The 19762-nt window shown below is 50.0% G+C and carries 21 protein-coding genes; 12 read left to right on the top strand and 9 right to left on the bottom strand.

Annotated elements, in window-relative coordinates:
* Window positions 1-4: 4 nt before the first annotated feature.
* The 5 genes from AB8S08_RS01610 to AB8S08_RS01590 are packed head-to-tail and all read right to left on the bottom strand — an operon-like array spanning window position 5 to window position 3173.
* Window positions 5-370 carry a lipid asymmetry maintenance protein MlaB gene (locus AB8S08_RS01610; RefSeq protein WP_162014529.1) on the bottom strand — a complete coding sequence of 122 codons (366 nt, stop codon included), beginning with the start codon at window positions 368-370 and terminating at the stop codon, window positions 5-7.
* Between the two features lie 48 nt (window positions 371-418).
* On the bottom strand, window positions 419-1084 hold the full coding sequence (locus tag AB8S08_RS01605; RefSeq protein WP_369743197.1) for a phospholipid-binding protein MlaC: 666 nt from the start codon (window positions 1082-1084) through the stop codon (window positions 419-421).
* 10 nt (window positions 1085-1094) lie between these two features.
* Window positions 1095-1562 (bottom strand): outer membrane lipid asymmetry maintenance protein MlaD, encoded by a 468-nt coding sequence (gene mlaD, locus AB8S08_RS01600; RefSeq protein ID WP_110075979.1) that lies wholly within the window; start codon window positions 1560-1562, stop codon window positions 1095-1097.
* A 5-nt stretch (window positions 1563-1567) separates the two neighbouring features.
* On the bottom strand, window positions 1568-2344 hold the full coding sequence (mlaE, locus tag AB8S08_RS01595; RefSeq protein ID WP_110075980.1) for a lipid asymmetry maintenance ABC transporter permease subunit MlaE: 777 nt from the start codon (window positions 2342-2344) through the stop codon (window positions 1568-1570).
* Window positions 2334-3173 (bottom strand): ATP-binding cassette domain-containing protein, encoded by an 840-nt coding sequence (locus tag AB8S08_RS01590; RefSeq protein WP_110075981.1) that lies wholly within the window; start codon window positions 3171-3173, stop codon window positions 2334-2336. The genes mlaE and AB8S08_RS01590 overlap by 11 nt, the downstream gene beginning before the upstream one ends.
* A gap of 205 nt (window positions 3174-3378) precedes the next feature.
* On the opposite strand from AB8S08_RS01590, the gene AB8S08_RS01585 reads away from it, so the two are divergent.
* The 11 genes from AB8S08_RS01585 to mgtE are packed head-to-tail and all read left to right on the top strand — an operon-like array spanning window position 3379 to window position 11497.
* A complete protein-coding gene (locus AB8S08_RS01585; protein ID WP_369743195.1) occupies window positions 3379-4374 on the top strand; it encodes a KpsF/GutQ family sugar-phosphate isomerase in 996 nt (331 codons plus the stop codon).
* Window positions 4374-4949 (top strand): 3-deoxy-manno-octulosonate-8-phosphatase KdsC, encoded by a 576-nt coding sequence (kdsC, locus tag AB8S08_RS01580; protein WP_369743194.1) that lies wholly within the window; start codon window positions 4374-4376, stop codon window positions 4947-4949. Before AB8S08_RS01585 ends, kdsC begins: the two co-directional genes overlap by 1 nt.
* On the top strand, window positions 4946-5521 hold the full coding sequence (gene lptC / locus AB8S08_RS01575) for an LPS export ABC transporter periplasmic protein LptC (RefSeq protein ID WP_110075983.1): 576 nt from the start codon (window positions 4946-4948) through the stop codon (window positions 5519-5521). The genes kdsC and lptC overlap by 4 nt, the downstream gene beginning before the upstream one ends.
* The gene (gene lptA, locus AB8S08_RS01570) at window positions 5478-6020 is read left to right on the top strand and encodes a lipopolysaccharide transport periplasmic protein LptA (protein ID WP_369743192.1); all 543 of its coding nucleotides are present in this window, start codon (window positions 5478-5480) and stop codon (window positions 6018-6020) included. Before lptC ends, lptA begins: the two co-directional genes overlap by 44 nt.
* Window positions 6017-6742, top strand: coding sequence for an LPS export ABC transporter ATP-binding protein (gene lptB, locus AB8S08_RS01565; protein ID WP_153826452.1), 726 nt, complete (start codon window positions 6017-6019; stop codon window positions 6740-6742). Before lptA ends, lptB begins: the two co-directional genes overlap by 4 nt.
* Window positions 6743-6750: 8 nt before the next feature.
* Window positions 6751-8130 carry an RNA polymerase factor sigma-54 gene (locus tag AB8S08_RS01560; protein WP_369744212.1) on the top strand — a complete coding sequence of 460 codons (1380 nt, stop codon included), beginning with the start codon at window positions 6751-6753 and terminating at the stop codon, window positions 8128-8130.
* 27 nt (window positions 8131-8157) lie between these two features.
* Window positions 8158-8445, top strand: coding sequence for a ribosome hibernation promoting factor (gene hpf, locus AB8S08_RS01555; protein WP_110075986.1), 288 nt, complete (start codon window positions 8158-8160; stop codon window positions 8443-8445).
* Window positions 8446-8448: 3 nt separating this feature from the next.
* Window positions 8449-8895, top strand: coding sequence for a PTS IIA-like nitrogen regulatory protein PtsN (gene ptsN / locus AB8S08_RS01550; RefSeq protein ID WP_110075987.1), 447 nt, complete (start codon window positions 8449-8451; stop codon window positions 8893-8895).
* 29 nt (window positions 8896-8924) lie between these two features.
* A complete protein-coding gene (rapZ, locus tag AB8S08_RS01545) occupies window positions 8925-9791 on the top strand; it encodes an RNase adapter RapZ (protein WP_110076029.1) in 867 nt (288 codons plus the stop codon).
* Between the two features lie 28 nt (window positions 9792-9819).
* The gene (locus tag AB8S08_RS01540) at window positions 9820-10098 is read left to right on the top strand and encodes an HPr family phosphocarrier protein (protein WP_153826455.1); all 279 of its coding nucleotides are present in this window, start codon (window positions 9820-9822) and stop codon (window positions 10096-10098) included.
* Window positions 10099-10135: 37 nt separating this feature from the next.
* Window positions 10136-11497, top strand: a complete 1362-nt coding sequence (mgtE, locus tag AB8S08_RS01535; protein ID WP_110075989.1) for a magnesium transporter — start codon at window positions 10136-10138, stop codon at window positions 11495-11497.
* A 6-nt stretch (window positions 11498-11503) separates the two neighbouring features.
* Here mgtE and pmbA read toward each other — a convergent pair whose 3' ends face one another.
* A complete protein-coding gene (pmbA, locus tag AB8S08_RS01530; RefSeq protein WP_369743190.1) occupies window positions 11504-12850 on the bottom strand; it encodes a metalloprotease PmbA in 1347 nt (448 codons plus the stop codon).
* A gap of 129 nt (window positions 12851-12979) precedes the next feature.
* Here pmbA and yjgA point away from each other — a divergent pair, with 129 nt between their 5' ends.
* Window positions 12980-13498, top strand: a complete 519-nt coding sequence (gene yjgA, locus AB8S08_RS01525; protein WP_153826457.1) for a ribosome biogenesis factor YjgA — start codon at window positions 12980-12982, stop codon at window positions 13496-13498.
* On the opposite strand, the gene tldD is transcribed toward yjgA, so the two are convergent.
* Genes tldD through AB8S08_RS01510 form a run of 3 tightly spaced genes read right to left on the bottom strand, consistent with a single transcriptional unit; the run spans window position 13495 to window position 19760 of the window.
* Window positions 13495-14961 carry a metalloprotease TldD gene (gene tldD / locus AB8S08_RS01520; RefSeq protein ID WP_153826458.1) on the bottom strand — a complete coding sequence of 489 codons (1467 nt, stop codon included), beginning with the start codon at window positions 14959-14961 and terminating at the stop codon, window positions 13495-13497. The genes yjgA and tldD overlap by 4 nt on opposite strands.
* The gene (locus tag AB8S08_RS01515) at window positions 14948-15802 is read right to left on the bottom strand and encodes a carbon-nitrogen hydrolase family protein (protein ID WP_369744211.1); all 855 of its coding nucleotides are present in this window, start codon (window positions 15800-15802) and stop codon (window positions 14948-14950) included. The genes tldD and AB8S08_RS01515 overlap by 14 nt, the downstream gene beginning before the upstream one ends.
* Window positions 15705-19760 (bottom strand): YhdP family protein, encoded by a 4056-nt coding sequence (locus AB8S08_RS01510; RefSeq protein ID WP_369743188.1) that lies wholly within the window; start codon window positions 19758-19760, stop codon window positions 15705-15707. Before AB8S08_RS01510 ends, AB8S08_RS01515 begins: the two co-directional genes overlap by 98 nt.
* Window positions 19761-19762 lie beyond the last annotated feature (2 nt).

Here is a 19762-nt window from a genome sequence, read left to right as displayed (position 1 = left end):
AGTCTCAACGTTTTTTGGCAATAGATGAATGGCTTACTTTCACTTTGGTTGGGGTTGCCGTTGGCCCGGCAAAGGGCACATCTAGCACTTCGGCGACCCCACTAACACTAATAATAGCGCGTAGCTGGGGGCTGGCTCCAACAATACTAAGCTCGCGCTGTTGTAAGCCAACCTGCTTTTTGGCATTCACCAGCATCGCAACCCCAGCGGTATCTACCTTAGTTACCTCGGTTACATTCAACACCACATGGTCACGCGCATTCAGCCATTGTTGGCGTTCTTGCCACACCGGCGGTACGGTGTCGCGGGTTAACTCGCCGCTAAACTGCACTGCGTTGTGTGCATCAATGGTCCACTGACAGTTACTCATGAGGGTGCTCCTTCGGTACTTACTCACGGCCTTGGCCATGCCTACTAGTTATTCGGCATTCTCTTGGTCGTTAGCGGTAATCGGCTGCTGCGCTTTGTCGCGCAATAAACTAATGGTTCCGTCAATGCCGCGGCTACGAATCACACCAGCAATTTCAGTTTGCTTACTATTTAACAAGCTCACGCCTTCTACTACGAGGTCAAAGGCTTGCCAGATATCCTGGTTGTTATCAAAGCGCATTTTAAAATCCATACGCACTGGTGGACGACCTTGCTCAATCAAGCGGGTATTCACCACAACCATGCGGCTATCCGCATCAAAGCGACCCGCATCACCAAACTGAATGGTATGCTTAGTTTCGTCGTATTGAGTAAAGGCACGCGCATAAGTGGCAATCAAATACTCACGAAACACGCTATAAAACTCTTGCCGTTGCTCTTCAGTGGTTTCGGTGAGGTTACGGCCTAGCACCCGCTTCGCAGCATAAACATAATCTACGTACGGCATCATTTCTTCACGGATAACCACGCGAACATAGTCAATATCTGCATCAATTTTGCTGCGATCTTGCTCAATACGCTCTAGCGTTTTGTTGGCTACTTTCTCTAACAACACATAAGGGTTATCTTCGCGGATCAGCTCATCGGCTGCCGCCGGAGCGATAGCAACAGCTGCCATCAAAGAAAGCCAAATACTTGCGATTAATTGCTTCATACTTTACTCCTTAATCATTACCCTGACTAAACAGGAACTGCCCGATCAAGTCTTCCAATACCAAGGCCGACTTAGTGTCGTAAATGCGATCACCGTCTTCTAACATTTGTACGGTGTCATCGATAAAGCCTGGATTTAGACCAATATACTGCTCGCCTAATAATCCAGAAGTTAAGATTGAGACCGATGTGGTGTCAGAAAATTCATTGTATTGTTTGCTAATCACCATTTCGACCAGAGGCTCGTAGTAATCACCATCAAGGGTGATCTTGCTCACTCGGCCTACAACCACACCACCTACTTTAACTGGCGAGCGCTCTTTTAAACCGCCGATATTATCAAACTTGGCATACAAGCGATAAGTTTCACCCGCGGTGGCAACATTGGTATTAGCTGCCTGTAAGCCTAGAAACAACAACGCCAACACACCAATAATGACAAACAAACCAACTGCTAACTGAGTATTTCTCGATTCCATAGTGATCATCCAAACATCAAAGCGGTTAAAACAAAATCTAGCCCAAGTACGGCTAACGAGGCAGTGACCACAGTCGAAGTGGTGGCCTTACTAATACCTACCGAGGTGGGCGTGCAGTTAAAGCCTTTGTGCAGCGCTATCCAAGTAACTACAAAAGCAAACACCACGCTTTTGATGATGCCATTCATAATATCATGACCCCATTCAACGTTAGCTTGCATCACCGACCAAAAAGCGCCGTCGTCGACGCCTAACCAGCGCACGCCAACCAAGTAGCCGCCATAAATACCCACGGCAGAAAACACCGCAGCTAGAATTGGCATACTGTATAAGCCGGCCCAAAAACGTGGGGCAATCACGCGGCGCAGCGGATCTACGGCCATCATTTCTAAACTGGATAATTGCTCAGTGGCTTTCATTAAGCCAATTTCTGCTGTTAGTGCCGAGCCAGCCCGCCCTGCAAACAGCAAAGCAGTGACTACCGGCCCTAATTCACGCAACAAGGATAGCGCCACCATGGGCCCTAACGACTGTTCGGCGCCAAAATCCACCAAAATAGTATAGCCTTGCAAGCCCAGCACCATGCCGATGAAGAGTCCGCTGACCACAATAATAATCAGCGACATCACCCCAACCGAGTACATTTGCTGCATCAGCAACGGCCAAGATTTGCGTAACTGCGGTTTGCCAACCAAGGCTCGGGTGAGCATGATTAACGCCGCCCCTGCGCCAGCAATACTATTGAGGGTAGCTTGGCCGAGGGCAGCAACTTTATTTAGCATCGCCAGCTCCTAATAATTCGTCGGCCAAGGTCGGTGCACGGTAATGGAAAGGCACCGGACCATCAGCTTCGCCGTGTAAAAATTGATGCACCAAGGCATTATCTGAACTTAATAATTGTTCTGGCGTACCGTGCCCAACCACTTGTTTGTCGGCAATGATGTACACGTAATCGGCAATCGTAAGAACTTCTTCAACATCGTGGGTGACGATGATGCTCGTCAACCCGAGCGACTCGTTCAACTCTTTGATCAGCTTGATTATCACGCCCATCGAAATAGGATCTTGGCCGGCAAAGGGCTCATCATACATGATCAGCTCTGGGTCTAACGCTATTGAACGCGCCAAGGCAGCCCGCCGCGACATACCGCCAGACAACTCCGCTGGCATCAAATGCCGAGCGCCACGCAAACCCACCGCCTCTAATTTTAGCAGCACAATGGTTTCAATCAGTTCTTCTGACAGCCGGCTATGTTCACGCAGCGGAAAGGCAATGTTGTCGTACACTGTCATGTCGCTGAACAAGGCACCGCTTTGAAACAACATGCTCATGCGCTTGCGTAATTGATACAATTCGCTGCGCTTGAGGCTAGGAATGTTTTGCCCGGCAAAGCGAATCTGCCCCTGTTGCGGGCGTAGTTGGCCACCAATTAGGCGCAACAAGGTTGTTTTGCCAATGCCGCTAGGACCCATCACCGCAGTGATCTTACCGCGTGGGATGGCCATCGACAGGCCTTCGTATAAATTGTGAGTACTGTGATTGTAGTGAAAATAGATGTCATCTATCTCAACCAAGTGCTCGGGATTACCCTCGAGAGTAGTGGTTAGCATGCGAAGATAGTCTCCTTTACGTGACCGCCTAGTTTACCCGATTTCGTCAAGAAGCCCCACCAAAAAGCCGTAAAATTTGTGACAAATCGTTATCAGTGGTCACATTACGTCTGCAAAGAAGAAAACGATCGGGTATTATTGCGTTATTACATTGTCATCATTAACTTGTCATCTACTTTGGCTGCACTAGCATATGAGGCCCAACATGACCGAACACAACCCGACCACGACCAGCAAACAGACGTTTGCCGCGCTTGGCCAACGAGTCATTGATATAGAAACCGACGCGGTGCGTGGATTAAGCCGTTTTCTTGATGAAAACTTTGCTACTGCGTGCGAGTTACTGTTGGCATGTAAGGGACGGGCGATTGTGATTGGTATGGGTAAATCGGGCCACATTGGCGGTAAAATTGCCGCAACCTTGGCCTCCACCGGTACTCCCGCCTTTTTTGTGCACCCTGGCGAAGCTAGCCACGGTGACCTCGGCATGATTACCGAGCAGGATGTGGTGATCGCCATTTCTAACTCAGGTGAAACTGCTGAAGTGCTTAGCATTGCGCCGTTAATTAAGCGACGCGGCGTCAAGCTCATTTCCATGACGGGTAATCCACGCTCAACTCTGGCCGAGCTCTCTGACGTGCATGTTTGCATCGCCGTTGAGCAAGAAGCCTGCCCGTTAGGTTTGGCACCGACCTCCTCCACTACTGCGACCTTAGTCATGGGTGATGCGTTGGCGGTAGCGCTGCTGCATGCGCGCGGCTTTACTGCCGATGATTTTGCCATGTCGCATCCCGGTGGCAGCTTGGGCCGGCGGTTGTTACTGCACATCCATGATGTGATGCACGCGGGTGAGCGCACCCCGCTGGTCAATCAGCAAGTAACTATCAGCGCCGCCTTGTTAGAAATGTCACGCAAAGGTCTGGGCATGACAGGTATCACTGACGACCAAGGCCGCTTAGTAGGTATTTTTACCGATGGTGATTTGCGCCGTATTTTAGATCAGCGCATTGACTTGCATACCACCGCGATTGCCCAAGTGATGACGCCAAATCCCATTACCATAAAGCCCGATGTACTTGCTGCACAGGGATTAAAATTAATGGAAGACCGAAAAATCAACGGGTTATTTGTGGTGGATGAGCAGGGTTTTGCCCAAGGCGCCTTGAACATGCACGATCTGTTAAAAGCAGGAGTCCTCTAATGAGTTTTGGTCTCGCAACCCCAGCCATGATTAGTACTTGGTACGGTGATATTGAAAGCCTGCTCATGGATAAATTCGCCCAAATCAAACTGGTCATTTTTGATGTGGATGGCGTGTTTTCAGACGGCCGGATCTATTTAGGCAACCAAGGTGAAGAGCTTAAAGCTTTTCATACCCGCGATGGGTTTGGGGTGAAAGCACTTCTTAACGCCGGCATCAAGGTTGCGGTTATCACCGGACGCCGTTCAGCACTGGTGGAAAACCGCATGCACGCGCTCGGCGTCAGCGATATCTATCAAGGCCAAGAAGATAAACTCAGCGCCTACCAGCAGCTGGCGGAGAAATATCAGTTAACGGATCAGGCCATTGCCTGTATGGGTGATGACATACCTGATCTCGCGATGCTGCAGCAGTGCGCAGTGGCAGTAGCGCCTCACGATGCCCATCCCTTTGTGCAGCAACACGCGGTTTATGTGACCTCGCAGCGCGGCGGTTTTGGTGCAGTTCGTGAGCTGAGTGATCTGATTTTACTTAGCCAAGGACAATTGCAACTGCACGGTGGAGTCAGTTTATGACCCGTAATCTTGTGGTGATTATCGCCATCATCTTTGCCACCTTAGCGCTATTGGTGTGGCGTCCTTTTGGAGATCAAGACCTCACCGATGAACCAGCGGGCTATCGTGAGATCAAGCCTGATTTTACCGCACAGGGCCTGATTGTGCGGGTTTACAGTGAGGATGGTACCTTAGCGCATCGGATTGCTGCAGAGAAAATGACTCATTACAGCCCGATCGGCTTAACCGAGTTAGATCAGCCGACCTACATTGTGCACACCCGTGATGGAGGTCCGGTGTGGCAGGTGGCAGCTGAGGCTGGCTCTTTTTATGGCGACAAAAGCTTGGTGTTAGAACGTAATATTTTAATGCGTAGCTTAACCGCCGAAGATTTTTTAGAACGGGTTGAAACCAGCTACCTAACCATTGATACTTTGGCCGAAACCATGACGACTGAGCAAGCGGTGGTGATGTACGGTCGTGATTTTACTATTCGAGGCGAAGGCATGCATGCTAACTTACGCGCTCAAACTCTGGAACTAACGAAACATGTTGAAACCATTTATACCGGTCGCCAAACTAATTCTCAGTAGTCTTGTGCTAAGTGCTGCATTATTCTCTAACGCAGCACTTAGCCAAGGCAAAGACGACTTTAATCAGCCCATTCGCATCAATGCTGAGCGCGATTGGGTTGATATTGCTAATAAAATTGTGGTGTTTGAACGTAGCGTCATCATCGAGCAAGGCAGCTTAAAAATCACCGCTGACAAGTTATCAGTAGAGCGTGAAGGTGAGGCCGAAGATGCTGTGTTTATCGCTGAAGGGGCACCGGCGGTTTATACCCAACAATTAGAAGACGGTAGTGTTATCACTGCCAAGGCCAACCAAATCATTTATGACCAAGCGCAACAGTTACTGACGTTGCGGGGGAATGTTGAAGTTGCGCAAGGAAACAGCGTCAGTCGTGGTGGAGAGATGGTTTATAACTTTGCTACACAGCAAATGACCACGCGTGGTGACAAAGATACCGACCGCGTAACCACCATCTACATGCCGAAACAACAAGACGATAAGAACAACGAGCAACCATGAGCCGATTAGTAGCTGAACATTTAGCCAAATCTTATAAAAAACGCCAAGTTGTTAAAGACGTTAGTTTAACTGTTGAAGCAGGCCAAGTGATTGGCTTGCTGGGCCCTAATGGTGCCGGAAAAACCACCACTTTTTATATGATCGTTGGCTTAGTGAATAACGACAAAGGCCTGATTAAGTTAGACGACCGCGATATCTCGTTATTACCTATGCATGAACGCGCTCGCCTTGGGATTGGCTATTTACCACAAGAATCCTCCATCTTTCGCAAGCTGACGGTGCGCGATAATATTTTGGCGATACTCGAAACCCGCAAAGAACTATCTGCGGCCCAGCGTGAAGATAAGCTTGATAGCTTGCTGGAAGAGTTTCACATCAGCCATATCGCCAACAGCTTAGGCATGAGTCTGTCTGGGGGCGAACGACGCCGGGTTGAAATTGCACGGGCGCTGGCGGCTGAGCCAAAGTTTATCTTGTTGGACGAGCCCTTTGCTGGGGTTGACCCGATTTCCGTGCTGGACATCAAGAAGATTATCGAACACCTACGCAAACGTGGCATCGGGGTGCTCATTACCGACCACAACGTGCGCGAAACCCTAAGCGTCTGTGAACATGCTTATATTGTTAGCCATGGCGAGCTTATCGCGCAAGGCGATGCCCAAACCATTCTTAATAATCAGCATGTGAAAGACGTGTATTTGGGCGACCAGTTTACGCTGTAGCTATCATGATGAAACAAGGCCTGCAGTTCAAATTTAGTCAACAGCTGAGCATGACCCCACAGCTGCAACAGGCCATCAAACTGTTGCAACTTTCTAGCTTAGAATTGCAGCAAGAAGTACAACAAGCTCTGGATGAAAACCCATTGCTTGAGGTGGCCGACCAAAGCGCTGAAGGCGAAACTGATGTCGCTGCTGCCGAGGAGAGCTGGGAACCAAGCTACTCGGCTTCTTTAGGTAGTTCTGGCACAGCTTACGATGGTGAAGATACCCTCTATCAGGGCAGTACCAGTGAAAGTTTACAAGAGCACTTGTTATGGCAAATGCGACTGTCACATTTTTCTCCCCTTGATGAAGCCATTGCTACGCTGTTGATAGATAGTATTGACGAGCGCGGCTACTTAACGGCTGAATTAGAAGAACTATTGCCAGCGATTCGACAGCAACACCCCGAGCTCATCCAAGTTGAGCTTGCCGAAGTAGCTGTGGTGCTCAAACGAATTCAGCATTTTGATCCGATTGGCGTTGGCGCTCGCAATGTGCGCGAATGTTTATTAATTCAGCTACGACATCTTCCTAACGATACTCCCTACCTGAACTTAGCTCTGCAAGCCGTTGAAAAACATTTGCCGTTGCTCGCCCAGCGCGATTATCGCAATCTGGCGCGGCGATTACGTATTCAAGAAGCCGATTTAAGCCAAGTACTAGCGCTGATTCAGCAGCTACAACCACATCCTGGGGACGGTTTTGGTGCAGGTGATGACGATTATGTGATTCCTGATGTGCTGGTGCGCAAAAAAAATGATCGCTGGACAGTAGAGCTAAATTCGCAAAGTTTGCCTAAACTAAAGGTGAACGAAGATTATGCGGCGCTGCTGCAAAGTGGTTCGCAATCTGAAGAACAACAGTATATTCGGCAGCATACGCAAGCTGCAAAGTGGTTTATTAAAAGCATTGAGAGCCGTAACGATACCTTACTGAAAGTAGCTGCAACCATAGTGCAACGTCAGCAAGGTTTCTTTGAATATGGCCCTGAGGCGATGAAGCCTATGGTTCTTGCTGACGTTGCTAACGCAGTAGAGATGCATGAATCAACTATTTCAAGAATAACCACACAAAAGTATATGCATACACCTAAAGGTGTGTTTGAATTGAAGTACTTCTTCTCTAGCCAATTGGCAACGGATAATGGAGAAGATGCTTCTTCTACCGCAATTAGAGCGGTATTGAAAAAGCTAGTTGCTGCGGAGAACCCCAAGAAGCCTCTCAGTGATAGTAAATTAACTGAACTCATGGCCGAACAGGGTATCCAAGTAGCTAGACGGACAATTGCGAAGTATCGTGAGGCCATGAATATTCCGCCCTCGAGCCAACGCAAACGTCTTATCTGAATCTTGGACAAACAGAAGGAAGATGTTATGCAAATTAATCTGACCGGTCATCATATCGAAATTACTGACGCTCTGCGTGACTATGTCGATACCAAGTTTTCTAAGCTGGAACGTCATTTTGACCACATAAATAACGTCCATGTCATTTTAAATGTTGAAAAGTTAACGCAAAAAGCGGAAGCTACGCTGCATTTGAATGGCGGCGAAATTTTCGCTGATTCAGAGCACACCGATATGTATGCGGCTATTGACGGGCTGATTGATAAACTCGATCGGCAGGTTATTAAACATAAAGAAAAGATGAAACGCCACTAAATCATGGATTTATCCACTCTGTTAAGCCCCGACTGCGCTCGCTGCGCAGTCGCGGGAACAAGCAAAAAGAAAGTGCTTGAAATCATCGGCCAACTGGCCGCTTCGCGTCTCTCGGGCACCACCGGTTTTGACGTCTTCGAAAGTCTTCTCAATCGCGAACGATTAGGTAGTACTGGCATCGGGCTGGGGGTTGCTATCCCCCATGGGCGCTTAGCCTCGGCTACTAAGCCGGTGGCTATTTTGTTGACCCTAGAAGAGCCTATCGATTTTGATGCGATTGATAACCAGCCGGTAGATATAGTGTTCGCGTTGCTGGTGCCAGAAGATTCGCATGAACAGCATTTACAAACCTTAGCAGCAGTGGCCCAGCGTCTGAACGACAAAACCTGCACCCGCGCTTTGCGTGATGCCAGCTCAGACCAAGAACTTTATGAACTGTTTGTAAAATGACCGATAGCAACCTTAACCCCGCAGATAAAATGCAATTGATCATAGTTACCGGCCGCTCCGGCTCCGGTAAAACTATTGCCCTGCGCGTGTTAGAAGATCTTGGTTACTATTGTGTCGACAACCTCCCGATCACCTTGCTTCCTACGTTAGTGCATGCGGTTATTGAGCAGTACAATAAAGTGGCGGTGAGTGTTGATGTGCGCAATATGCCGATCGAAGCCAGTGAGTTAACCGATTCACTGGAGTTTTTACCTGACCAAATTAAACCTGAAATTCTCTACATTGATTCATCTGAGGCCGTGTTGTTGCGCCGCTTTGCGGAAACCCGCCGCTTACATCCCCTGTCTAAGAATGAGCTACCTCTAAGTGATGCTCTCCAAGCTGAATTAGCTTTGCTTGAGCCGTTGGCGGAACGAGCAACTTGGCGCATTGATAGTAGCGATTTAAGCGTGCACCAGCTGAGCGAACAAGTGGCCGAGCGCGCCCTGGGTAAGTCAGCGTCACGATTGATTGTGGTTTTCCAATCTTTTGGTTACAAGTATGGTTTACCTAGTGATCTGGACTACGCATTTGATGCCCGAATCCTGCCTAATCCGCATTGGGAGCCCTCGTTAAAGGCCTTGCTCGGCACAGATCCAGCCGTCCAACACTTTTTTCAGCAACAGCCGTTAATGACCAAGTTTATTCATCAGGTAGAAAACTTCTTAGCCACTTGGTTACCCTACTTTCAACGCAGCAACCGTAGCTATCTCACCATTGGCATCGGTTGTACCGGTGGCCAACATCGCTCGGTCTACATTGCCGAGCAGCTAGCAGAACGCTTTCAGGGCCAACCTTTCAAAGTGCAAGTGAAGCATCGCGAGGCCCCTCGTCACCGTCCTATCAGCCCGCTTTAGCTTGTTTAAAAGCTAGGAGTTACCCTTTATGCCGACTTGTGTGCGCAAATCAGTCACTATCCGTAACAAACTCGGCTTACACGCACGCGCCGCCACCAAGCTAGCTAAACTCACGCAACAATTTGCCGCCAAGGTGTACATTGTGCAAGAGCAGCAGCAAGTAGATGCCTCCAGTGTGATGTGTTTGTTGTTGTTAGCCAGTGGGCAAGGACGGCAAATTGATATCTTAGCTGAAGGTGATGATGCCGAGGCAGCTGTCGCTGCCGTTGCCGAGTTAATCGAATCGCGCTTTGATGAAGAGCAATGATGCGGTAAACTTCTGACATTCACAGGAGTTTTGCAGCATGCTAGTAGAAATCGCCGATAAAGAATTTGCCGAACAGCGCTTACAAGAGGTCACCGAATCTCTTACGCGTGGCATGTACGTGCAAGCTCGGCGCCAGTTGCACAACCTGCCCGCTTGGGATGTTGCCCTGTTACTTGAATCCTCGCCACCTAAAGCGCGGGCTATCATTTGGCAATTGGTTGACGCCGACGAGCACGGCGACATCCTTGAAGAATTATCTGAAGAAGTGCAAAAATCCATCATTCGGCAGATGGCGCCAGAGAAATTGGCCGCCGCCACCGAAGGCATGGATACCGATGACCTCGCCTACGTATTACGTGGCCTACCCGAACAGGTCTATCAAGAAGTATTAAAATCGATGGACGAGCAAGATCGCCATCGTGCCGAGCAAGCTCTGTCATACGCCGAAGAAACCGCCGGTAGTATGATGAATACGGATACCATCACCTTACGCCCAGACGTTACCATTGATGTGGTATTACGTTATTTGCGGTTGAAAGGCGAGCTACCTGAGGCTACCGATAAACTGTACGTGGTAAGCCGCGAAGACAAATTTATTGGTGAAATCGGCATTACCCGCTTACTTACCGTTGATCCTAGCCGTTTAGTGAGCGATGTCATGGACCAAGAGGTACAAGGCATTCCGGCAGATATGGACGAAACTGAAGTAGCCAAACTGTTTGAGCGGCAAGATTGGATCTCGGCCCCGGTCATTGACGAAGACAATCGCTTACTTGGTCGTATTACCATCGATGACGTGGTCGACATCATCCGTGAAGATGCCCAGCACTCGATGTTGAGCATGGCTGGTTTAGATGATGACGAGGATACCTTTGCTCCGGTTTGGACCAGTGCTAAGCGCCGCTCGGTATGGTTAGGTGTCAACCTGATCACAGCGCTGCTGGCGGCCATGGTCAGTTCCTTGTTTGAAGATATTTTAGCGCAAATGGCCATCCTCGCTATCCTTAACACCATTGTGCCAAGTATGGGCGGGATTGCCGGTTCACAAACCCTGACCTTGGTCATTCGAGGGATGGCACTGGGTCATATAGGTGCCAGTAACCAACGTTGGTTGATTGGTAAGGAACTTGCGATTGGCGCTCTTAACGGGGTGATTTGGGCGTTACTGATTGCGGCCGTGGTGGCGATCTGGAAGCAAGACCTTCTGATTGGCGCCATCATCGCCTTTGCGATGATGGCTAACTTACTCGCGGCTGGCTTGGCCGGGGTGACTGTGCCCTTGATCTTGAAGAAGTTTGATATCGACCCTGCATTAGCCGGCGGGGTGATTCTTACCACCGTCACCGACGTGGTCGGTATTTTTGCTTTCTTAGGCACAGCGACGCTACTACTGAGCTAACGCCGGCTACATGCCGGCGATGCGCATCTGTTCTAGCAACACAGAACCGGTACGAACACCATGGCGAAGGTCAATATCATTGCCGATAGCCACAATGTTAGCCAACATGTCTTTTAGGTTGCCGGCAATGGTAATTTCTTCTACTGGGTACTGAATTTCGCCATGTTCGACCCAGAACCCTGCCGCACCGCGAGAATAGTCACCATTGACAATATTGACCCCTTGGCCCATTAGTTCAGTGACCAACAGCCCGGTGCCCATCTGCTTACATAAAGCTGCTAAATCTTGCTCACCATGCTGCACTTGCCAGGTGTGGATACCACCGGCGTGTCCGGTAGGCTGCATGCCTAATTTGCGCGCTGAATAGCTAGTCAGTAAGTAAGTTTCCAAGACGCCGTTGGCAACAATATCGCGCTCCACCGTCGCTAACCCTTCATGGTCAAACGGGCTACTAGCTAACGCCCCGCGCAAATGCGGTTGTTCGGTAATGGTTAACCAGCTAGGCAATACTTGTTTACCTAAATGGTCAGCCAAGAAGCTCGATTTGCGATACAAGCTACCACCACTAATAGCTGCTACAAAGTGACCAAACAGTGAATTTGCAACGTCTGCACGGAAGATGACTGGCACCTTCGCGGTTGCTATTTTGCGACCGTCTAAGCGCGCGATAGTAGCGTTCACCGCATCTTCTGCCACTTGTTCTGGAGTCCACAAGCCGTCACGATGGCGTGCCACACTGTAGGCGTAATCGCGCTGCATCTGCTCGCCGCTTTGGGCAATTAAACTGCAACTTAAGCTATGTCGTGATTGTAGGTAACCCGCTAAAAAGCCGTGGCTATTGCCATAAACTCGATAGCCGACGTGGCTGCTGTAACCAGCACCGTCAGAGTTAACAATCCGTTTATCCATTTGTAAGGCGTGCTGCTCGCAGCGTAACGCCTGCTCTAAGGCAAATTCAGCGCTTTGGTCGGCGGGATGGCACAAGTCTAAATCAGGGATAGCGGTTGCCATCAGTTCAGCTGGAGCTAAGCCCGCGTAGGGGTCGGGCGAGGTAAACTGGGCGATGCTATTGGCTTTTTCTACCGCCGCACGAATGGCTGCGGCGGTTAAATCGGTAGTAGATGCTGAACCCTTTTGCTGGCCCCGAAACAAGGTAATACCTAGGGCGCCGTCTTGGTTAAATTCTACCGTTTCAACTTCGCCAAGGCGGGTGCCGACGTTAATTCCCCGGCTACGGCTTAACGCGCATTCAACCGCACTGGCACCAAGCTCTTTAGCATATGCCAGTGCCTGCGCTACCGACTGCTTAACTTCTTGCATCTCACTACTTAATTGTTTTACATCTGGGATCAAACTAACTCTCCTCTTGCCCTTCGGCGAATCGCTGCGCAGCGGTTTAGCATGCGGGCGCTTAATTTTCTGGTACACTATCGGTTATTCACTTGAACATAAACACCTAAGGTCATGCACAAGGACCCTTTCATGAATCATGATGGTAATTCAAACCACGCTGATGACGATTTTTTAATTAGTAAATCGCAGCTCAAGCGTGATGCCGAAGCTCAACAAGAGCTCGGCTTAAAACTGGTTAATTTGTCTGACGGTAAACTTGCTAAGATCCCTCTTGATGAGGATCTTTTTGATGCCATTAAATTAGCCCAACGCATTCGTAATACACGCGAAGGTTACCGCCGTCAGTTACAGCTGATTGGCAAAATGATGCGCAATCGTGATACGGCTGCGATTGAACGCGGCCTGGCTGAACTCGAGCAATCACACGACGAACAAAACGCGTTATTTCATCAGTTAGAAAAATACCGCGACCACATTTTAGCTGACGGCGATGCCGCTATTCAGCAGTTTTTAGCCGCTTATCCGCACGCTGATCGGCAGAAATTACGGCAATTTTATCGCCAAGCGAGCAAACAGCAGCAACAAGGCAAAGCCCCTGCTGCCGCGCGCGAGCTGTTCAAATATTTACGTGAGGTGGCCACCGTTTAATCGGTGCCACCCACAGTTAACGCATCCAGTTTTAAGGTAGGCTGACCTACTCCAACGGGCACGCTTTGTCCGTCTTTACCACACACCCCAACACCATTATCTAAGGCTAGGTCGTTACCTACCATAGACACCATGCGCATGGCCTCTGGGCCATTACCGATAAGGGTTGCGCCCTTGATAGGTGCGGTAATTTTGCCATCCTCAATCAAATAGGCTTCTGACGCTGAGAACACAAATTTACCTGAGGTGATATCTACTTGGCCGCCAGCAAACTGCGGCGCATAAATCCCTTTTTTGACACTGGCAATGATATCAGCCGGGTCGCTTTCACCACCGAGCATGTAGGTATTGGTCATGCGCGGCATAGGTAAATGCGCATAGCTTTCACGGCGTCCGTTTCCGGTGGGTGCAACACCCATCAAACGAGCATTCATTTTGTCTTGCATATACCCCTGCAAGCGGCCTTTTTCAATCAGCACATTGTAGCCTGCTGGCGTACCTTCATCATCGATAGCTAGGGATCCACGGCGGTGATCTATGGTACCGTCATCGACAATGGTGCACAGCTCAGAGGCGACTAATTCGCCCATCTTGCCGGCGTAAGCTGAGGCGCCTTTACGATTAAAGTCACCTTCGAGGCCATGGCCGACCGCTTCGTGCAGCAACACGCCTGGCCAGCCGGCGCCTAAAACCACCGGGAAGGTTCCTGCCGGCGCAGGACGCGCTTCTAGATTCACCAGTGCTTGGCGCACCGCCTCGTCGGCAAAGGTCTGCCAGCGCGGCTTCGCGCCCGCCAGCGTCTCACTAAAATAGTCATAACCAACCCGCGCACCACCGCCCGCACTGCCGCGTTCACGGCGGCCATCATGTTCCACCAGCACGGTACAGTTAACCCGACAAAGCGGCCGAATATCCGCTGCGAAGGTCCCATCGGTGGCGGCAATCAAGACTTCATCGTAACTCCCGCTGATGCTGGCAATCACTTCTACGACGCGGCTATCTAGGCTACGCGCATAAACATCCAGCTCGCGTAGCAGCTCAATTTTTGCGGTTTCGTTTAGGGTTTCCAGCGGGTTTAATGGTGCGTAGCGTTGCACATAAGGGCTGGCAGTTAGCACTTTTAGTTGCCCTTGTTCGCCCGCGGCGCTAATACCACGAGCGGCACTGCTAGCTTGCTGTAAGGCCAGTGGCGAAATATCATCGGCGTAGGCAAATCCGGTTTTGTCACCCTGCACGGCCCGCACACCAAGACCTGTTTCAATATGAAAACTGCCTTCTTTGACAATGCCATCTTCAAGCACCCAAGATTCGTTCACACTGCTTTGCAGGTAAATATCGGCAAAATCAATGGTGCCGGTATACAAGCGTTGCAGGGCTTGCTGCAACTGTTCGCTATCCAGCTGATGCTGAGTTAATAAATTATCGTAAACCCGTGAAAATTCAGGTTGGTTAGGTAACTGCATGAAGACCCTTCTTGGTTTCAGAAAAATGCGTCGCAACCGGAATGTCGCGTCGAATTTTAGTAAGTTCATTAATATCCACCAGCGCGCTGGCATAGCTTACGCTGGTGGCGTCAGATTCTGCTAAGATGCGGCCCCAGCCATCACAAACCAAGGCGTGACCGTATGTTTCACGGCCATTGGCGTGAACCCCAGCTTGGGCTGCGGCAACTAAAAAACATTGTTGCTCGATGGCGCGGGCCCGAGTTAGCACGTGCCAATGGGCTGCGCCTGTCACTTGGGTGAAGGCCGATGGCAGCAACAAGATGTCGGCACCTTGCTCTCGTAGCGCCCGAAAGAGTTCAGGAAAGCGCACATCGTAACACACCGCCAAGCCTAATACGCCAAACTCGGTGGTGACTGTTACCACCTCAGTGCCCGCCTGAGTCCATGCGGATTCGCGGTAGCTGCGGGTATTATCGGCGACATCGACATCAAACAAATGCATTTTGTTGTAGCGAGCCACACACTCCCCTTGGGGATTAAAGACTAAGCTAGCGGCGCTAAATTTAGCAGCCTTGGCATCATCTACAATAGGTACGGTACCGGCCACTAACCAGATCTGATGTTGGCGTGCCAAATCAGCTAATTGCTGCTGCAACGGTGCTTGGTCAGTTGCAGGCTTGGCAGCTTGATTATCAGAGAGCAGCGGTAGCTCGGCTAACTCGCGCTGGGCTTTGTCGCCGGCGCCGAAACATAAGCAGGCCTCAGGCAGCACCACCAGTTGCGGCCGATGGCTGGGCAGTTGAGCTAGTAGCTGCTGAATTTGTTGCAGGTTTTGTTGTGGCTGTGGCTGACTGTTCAGTTGCAGCGCCGTCAGTTGTACCCGTCGCGGCGCTGGGCTGGCTTGGTTGTTGGCCTGGTTGTTCGCCTGATTGTTCATTAAGCACCTCCTGCGGAATTGGGGCATCGCGGCTACTCCGCGCAACCTCAGTGATCTCAGGTTGATCGATGGTACCGCTGATTTTATATTCTAAGCGACTAATCACCTTAGCATCGTGCAGCATACGGTCAATCACCAAGGCGGCTAAACCCGAGGGTGGGTTAATCATCCATGCCAAAATCACCGGCAAACTTGAGGTTACTTTGGGCACAAACTGCAGATTATAGTCGAGTTGGCTGTTCACCAAGTTGCTGCTGCCGCGTACTTCCATATCACCGGCGGCGCCTTCTAGGCGGGTATTATCCGTATTAACCACACCTTGGTTAATATTAAAGTCGCCGGCAAAACTGGTGTAGAACAGGCCATTGGCAAACACATCACGAAAATCAAAACGCAGCTTACGCAAAATACTGTCTAAACTAAGTAGCGAGAATAGCCGCGCGCCGCGATCACTCACTTCGTTAAGATAGCCTTGACCTAATCGCCAGTTCACTTCGCCATTAAGGGTATCGCTGTTGTATTGATAGGGAGCACCTTGCCAGCCTAAGTCAAAGATAAAAGTAGCACCGCTATCTTTGACCATGCTGGTAATTTCGTATTCCTGTAAGAACCGACCAAAATCATCAGAATCGAGGCGCCCGGTAAAACGGGTTTCAGCTGGTTTATCAGCTGCTGCCAAGCGCCAAAAGCCACTCACCGCGAGCGTATGGTTATTTTGGTCAGAGCGAAACTCCTGTACCGTTAGCTGTTCTGGTTGGGCATCAATCGCAATCGCTACTCGGCCCAAGTCATAAGGCCCATAACGACAGCGCTCACAGCTGAACTTAATATTGGGAACACTGTTAAAGTTCGCAGGTGCTGATAATTGAGCTAGGCGCTGATCTAAGTCTGCAGCGACTGCGTTAGCGACCACCTCGTCGCTATCAGTATCACTCTCTGTTTTAGCGGCTGGTGCGAGGGCTGCAGGCAAAGCGAGTTCCAAGTAATCGGCATCAATCTGTAACAAGGATTGCGGGCCGTTTTGGACAAGACCAAGATCAGCCGAAGTTTGATCAGCGGTCAGCCGACCGCGCCATTCACCATTCTCCGGCCAAGCGACAAAAGCAACCCCGGTAAACTGATGTTCCAACAAGGTTAAATCAGGCGTTACCAACTGAATTAAATCAGGTTTAAGCACACTCACTAGCTCACTGTCACCGGTACCCGCAGGCAACTTCTCAGCCAGTTCTGCCCATGCTGTTAACCAGCTATCCACCTTAATCGCTGGGGCATTAACATCAATAGTGAAGGTTGGATTAAAACGCACTACGTTAGGGTTAGGTGCTTGACTAAAGTCTTTGCCAAGGCGCATGTAACCGTTACGCAACTCTGAGGCATCGCCATTCAGCTGTACTTCAGCTAACCAACTGTCATCTAACTCGGCATTAATCAATAGACTTTCGCTACTGCCGGATACCTGCAACTGTAAATCGCTGGCCTGTCCGCTAGGCTTCTTAAGCGGTGCGGGTAAATCAAGTTGTACTTGGCTTAAGTCTGCGCTTTGATTCCAACTGAATGAATAACCGCCGTCTTTAGGTAAACTCAAGTTAAAATCAGCCTGCCAAGCACTGGTACCCATGGCCAGTGGCGCGAACTTATCTAAAGCCCAGTCTCCTTGCGCCTTAACCTGAACAAAATAATCGTCGCTGCGAGACAGACCGCGTAAATCAATTTGATTTGGAAAGCCCTGCCAGGTCAAGCTTAGATCGTCGGCACTGATCTCGTCATTACGATAAGACACGGTGCCATTCACCTGTTCAAACTGTTGTTGCAGGCTAGTTACATACAACTGATTATCGGTTAGAGTGGCAGCTCCTTCGGCAATCACTTGCTGGCCTTCACCAAAAGGAATGGTGAGCTGTAGCGTGCCCTGCATGGCTCCCGTTAGTTGCAACTGGGTAAAGGTAGCCCCTAGAGAATCTGCCAGTGGGCTATCTTCAAACACCGGCTGTAAGTGCTTACTATCGCCTTGAATGCTAGCACTTATATCGAGCTGTAAAGGCGTGCCAATAATGTTGGCAATAATCGTATCTACTCGTGGTAACTGAACGTCGCCTATTAAGCCCTGCTCAGCAACAATGTGCATACGCTCATTATGGAATTCCACCACAGCATCAGCATCGTAAACTGGGCGCCAATCAGGTTGAAATTGATAAACTAATTCGTGCACCCGGGCGCGGGCTTGAAACACCCCGCGCTGGTTAATGTACGGGAAATCAGCGATGGTGCCGCGCCATACCATTGCTAAATCTTGCGCCTCTGCAGCTTGTATGGCGACACTTAAGTAGTCGTGTAGATCATCCCCCATCACCAGCGGCAAATGATTCCGCAAGGTGTCGGCGCTAATGGGGGTGGTATCCAAACTTTCGGCATGGGCATTCACCATCACCGAGTCGGCGGTAGGATGAATCAGTGCCGCCACCGCCAACTGCATGCCTGGCAAGCCCAAATAGCTGTTGGGATAGACCTCAACTTGCCAGTCTGCTTGGCTCCAATCAACGCGGCCATGCATATCGAGAGCTGTTATCGGCCAAGGTCGGTCTGGATGCAAAGCAGCACTTTGAATGGCCATGTCTTGCCCGTGTAAATGCCAACTTACTTGTTGGCCGGTGCCATGTAATTCCAATTCAGCACTCTGTAGGCCAGGAATACCTGCAGCTTCTTGCCATGCCAGCTGTTGGCCGCGCACATACCAACGTGGCGGCTGGTTAATTTCATGATCAAAAACGATATCAAGTTCACCGCCAACCTCACGGCGACTCATCTCATCGCTCAGTTCAACACCCCGCGATCCTAACAAGTTGGCCAATTGCAGTAACGGCGCAAGGGGGATGTTATTAGCGCTTAAACGAGTTCGCGCTGGGGTCTGTTGCCAACTGAACGTAGGGAGGAGCCACTGCTGTTGATTGTGGGTAATAGTCATGGGGCTACTATTCACTAGCCAGCCATCGCCTTCCGGTTGCAGTTGCAACTGTCCGCTTGGAATCCGCAAATGATGTTGCTGTTCGCCTACCCGCCACGCCAATTGGTGTTCGCCTAATTCTAATAGACCTTGGGTAAAGCTATTCTGGGCGAAGTTAAGCCACATGGTGAAATTAAACTCAGCTTGCTGAATTTGGGTATCGACAATCTGTTGTTGTAACCAAGGGGTAATGTCTACCTGGTTCGCCGCCACGTAAAACTGCCCGGATAACGCCTGCGGATCGTTGCCATGTACGTCAATGATTAAATCTAAACTCTGCTCAGACACCCCAGTAAAACTAAGTTCGCCCACCCCTTGGTGGCGCGCACCGCGGTTCATCCAGCTTAACCGCTGTACTTGAATCGAGCGCTTCACCCCAATCAAGTTAACCAATTCAATCACGCTATCAGATACTTCGACATGATCAAGCTGGGTCAGTAAAAAGCTAAGTAGGGTATCCGGAACATCCAAACTAGCGGCGTTATCTTGTTGGGTATCACGCAGGTCATATTGCAACCGCAGGCCGCTAAAGTTCACCTGCTCAAATTGCAGCGACGCCGAAGTGACGCTTTGCCAAAAATTAAATTGCACACGAGCTTCGTCAACACTCACTTGAGAGTTGAGGTTGGTGGCAGTTTGTAGGCGCACATCATGCAACACCAACTCAGGCCCTGCGCTACTCCAGTCGGCACTTAAAGTGCCCACATCTGCTTGCACTTGATACTGGGCAGCTAAGAGTTGCTCAACTTGTTTGGTCACATCAGGAATTTGCGGTAACAGATAGCGCAAGCCGGTTAACAGCATCGCAAAAAGCACCAGCGCTGAGGCCAGTGAATAGAGCAGAGTCCGAAATAACCAGCGTGCGGTAAATCTCAACATGG

Source organism: Pseudidiomarina sp. PP-1MA, assembly GCF_041200125.1.
Lineage (GTDB): Bacteria > Pseudomonadota > Gammaproteobacteria > Enterobacterales > Alteromonadaceae > Pseudidiomarina > Pseudidiomarina fusca.
The sequence above is the reverse complement of the archived record's forward strand: the minus strand, read 5'-3'. Positions and strand labels throughout refer to the sequence as shown.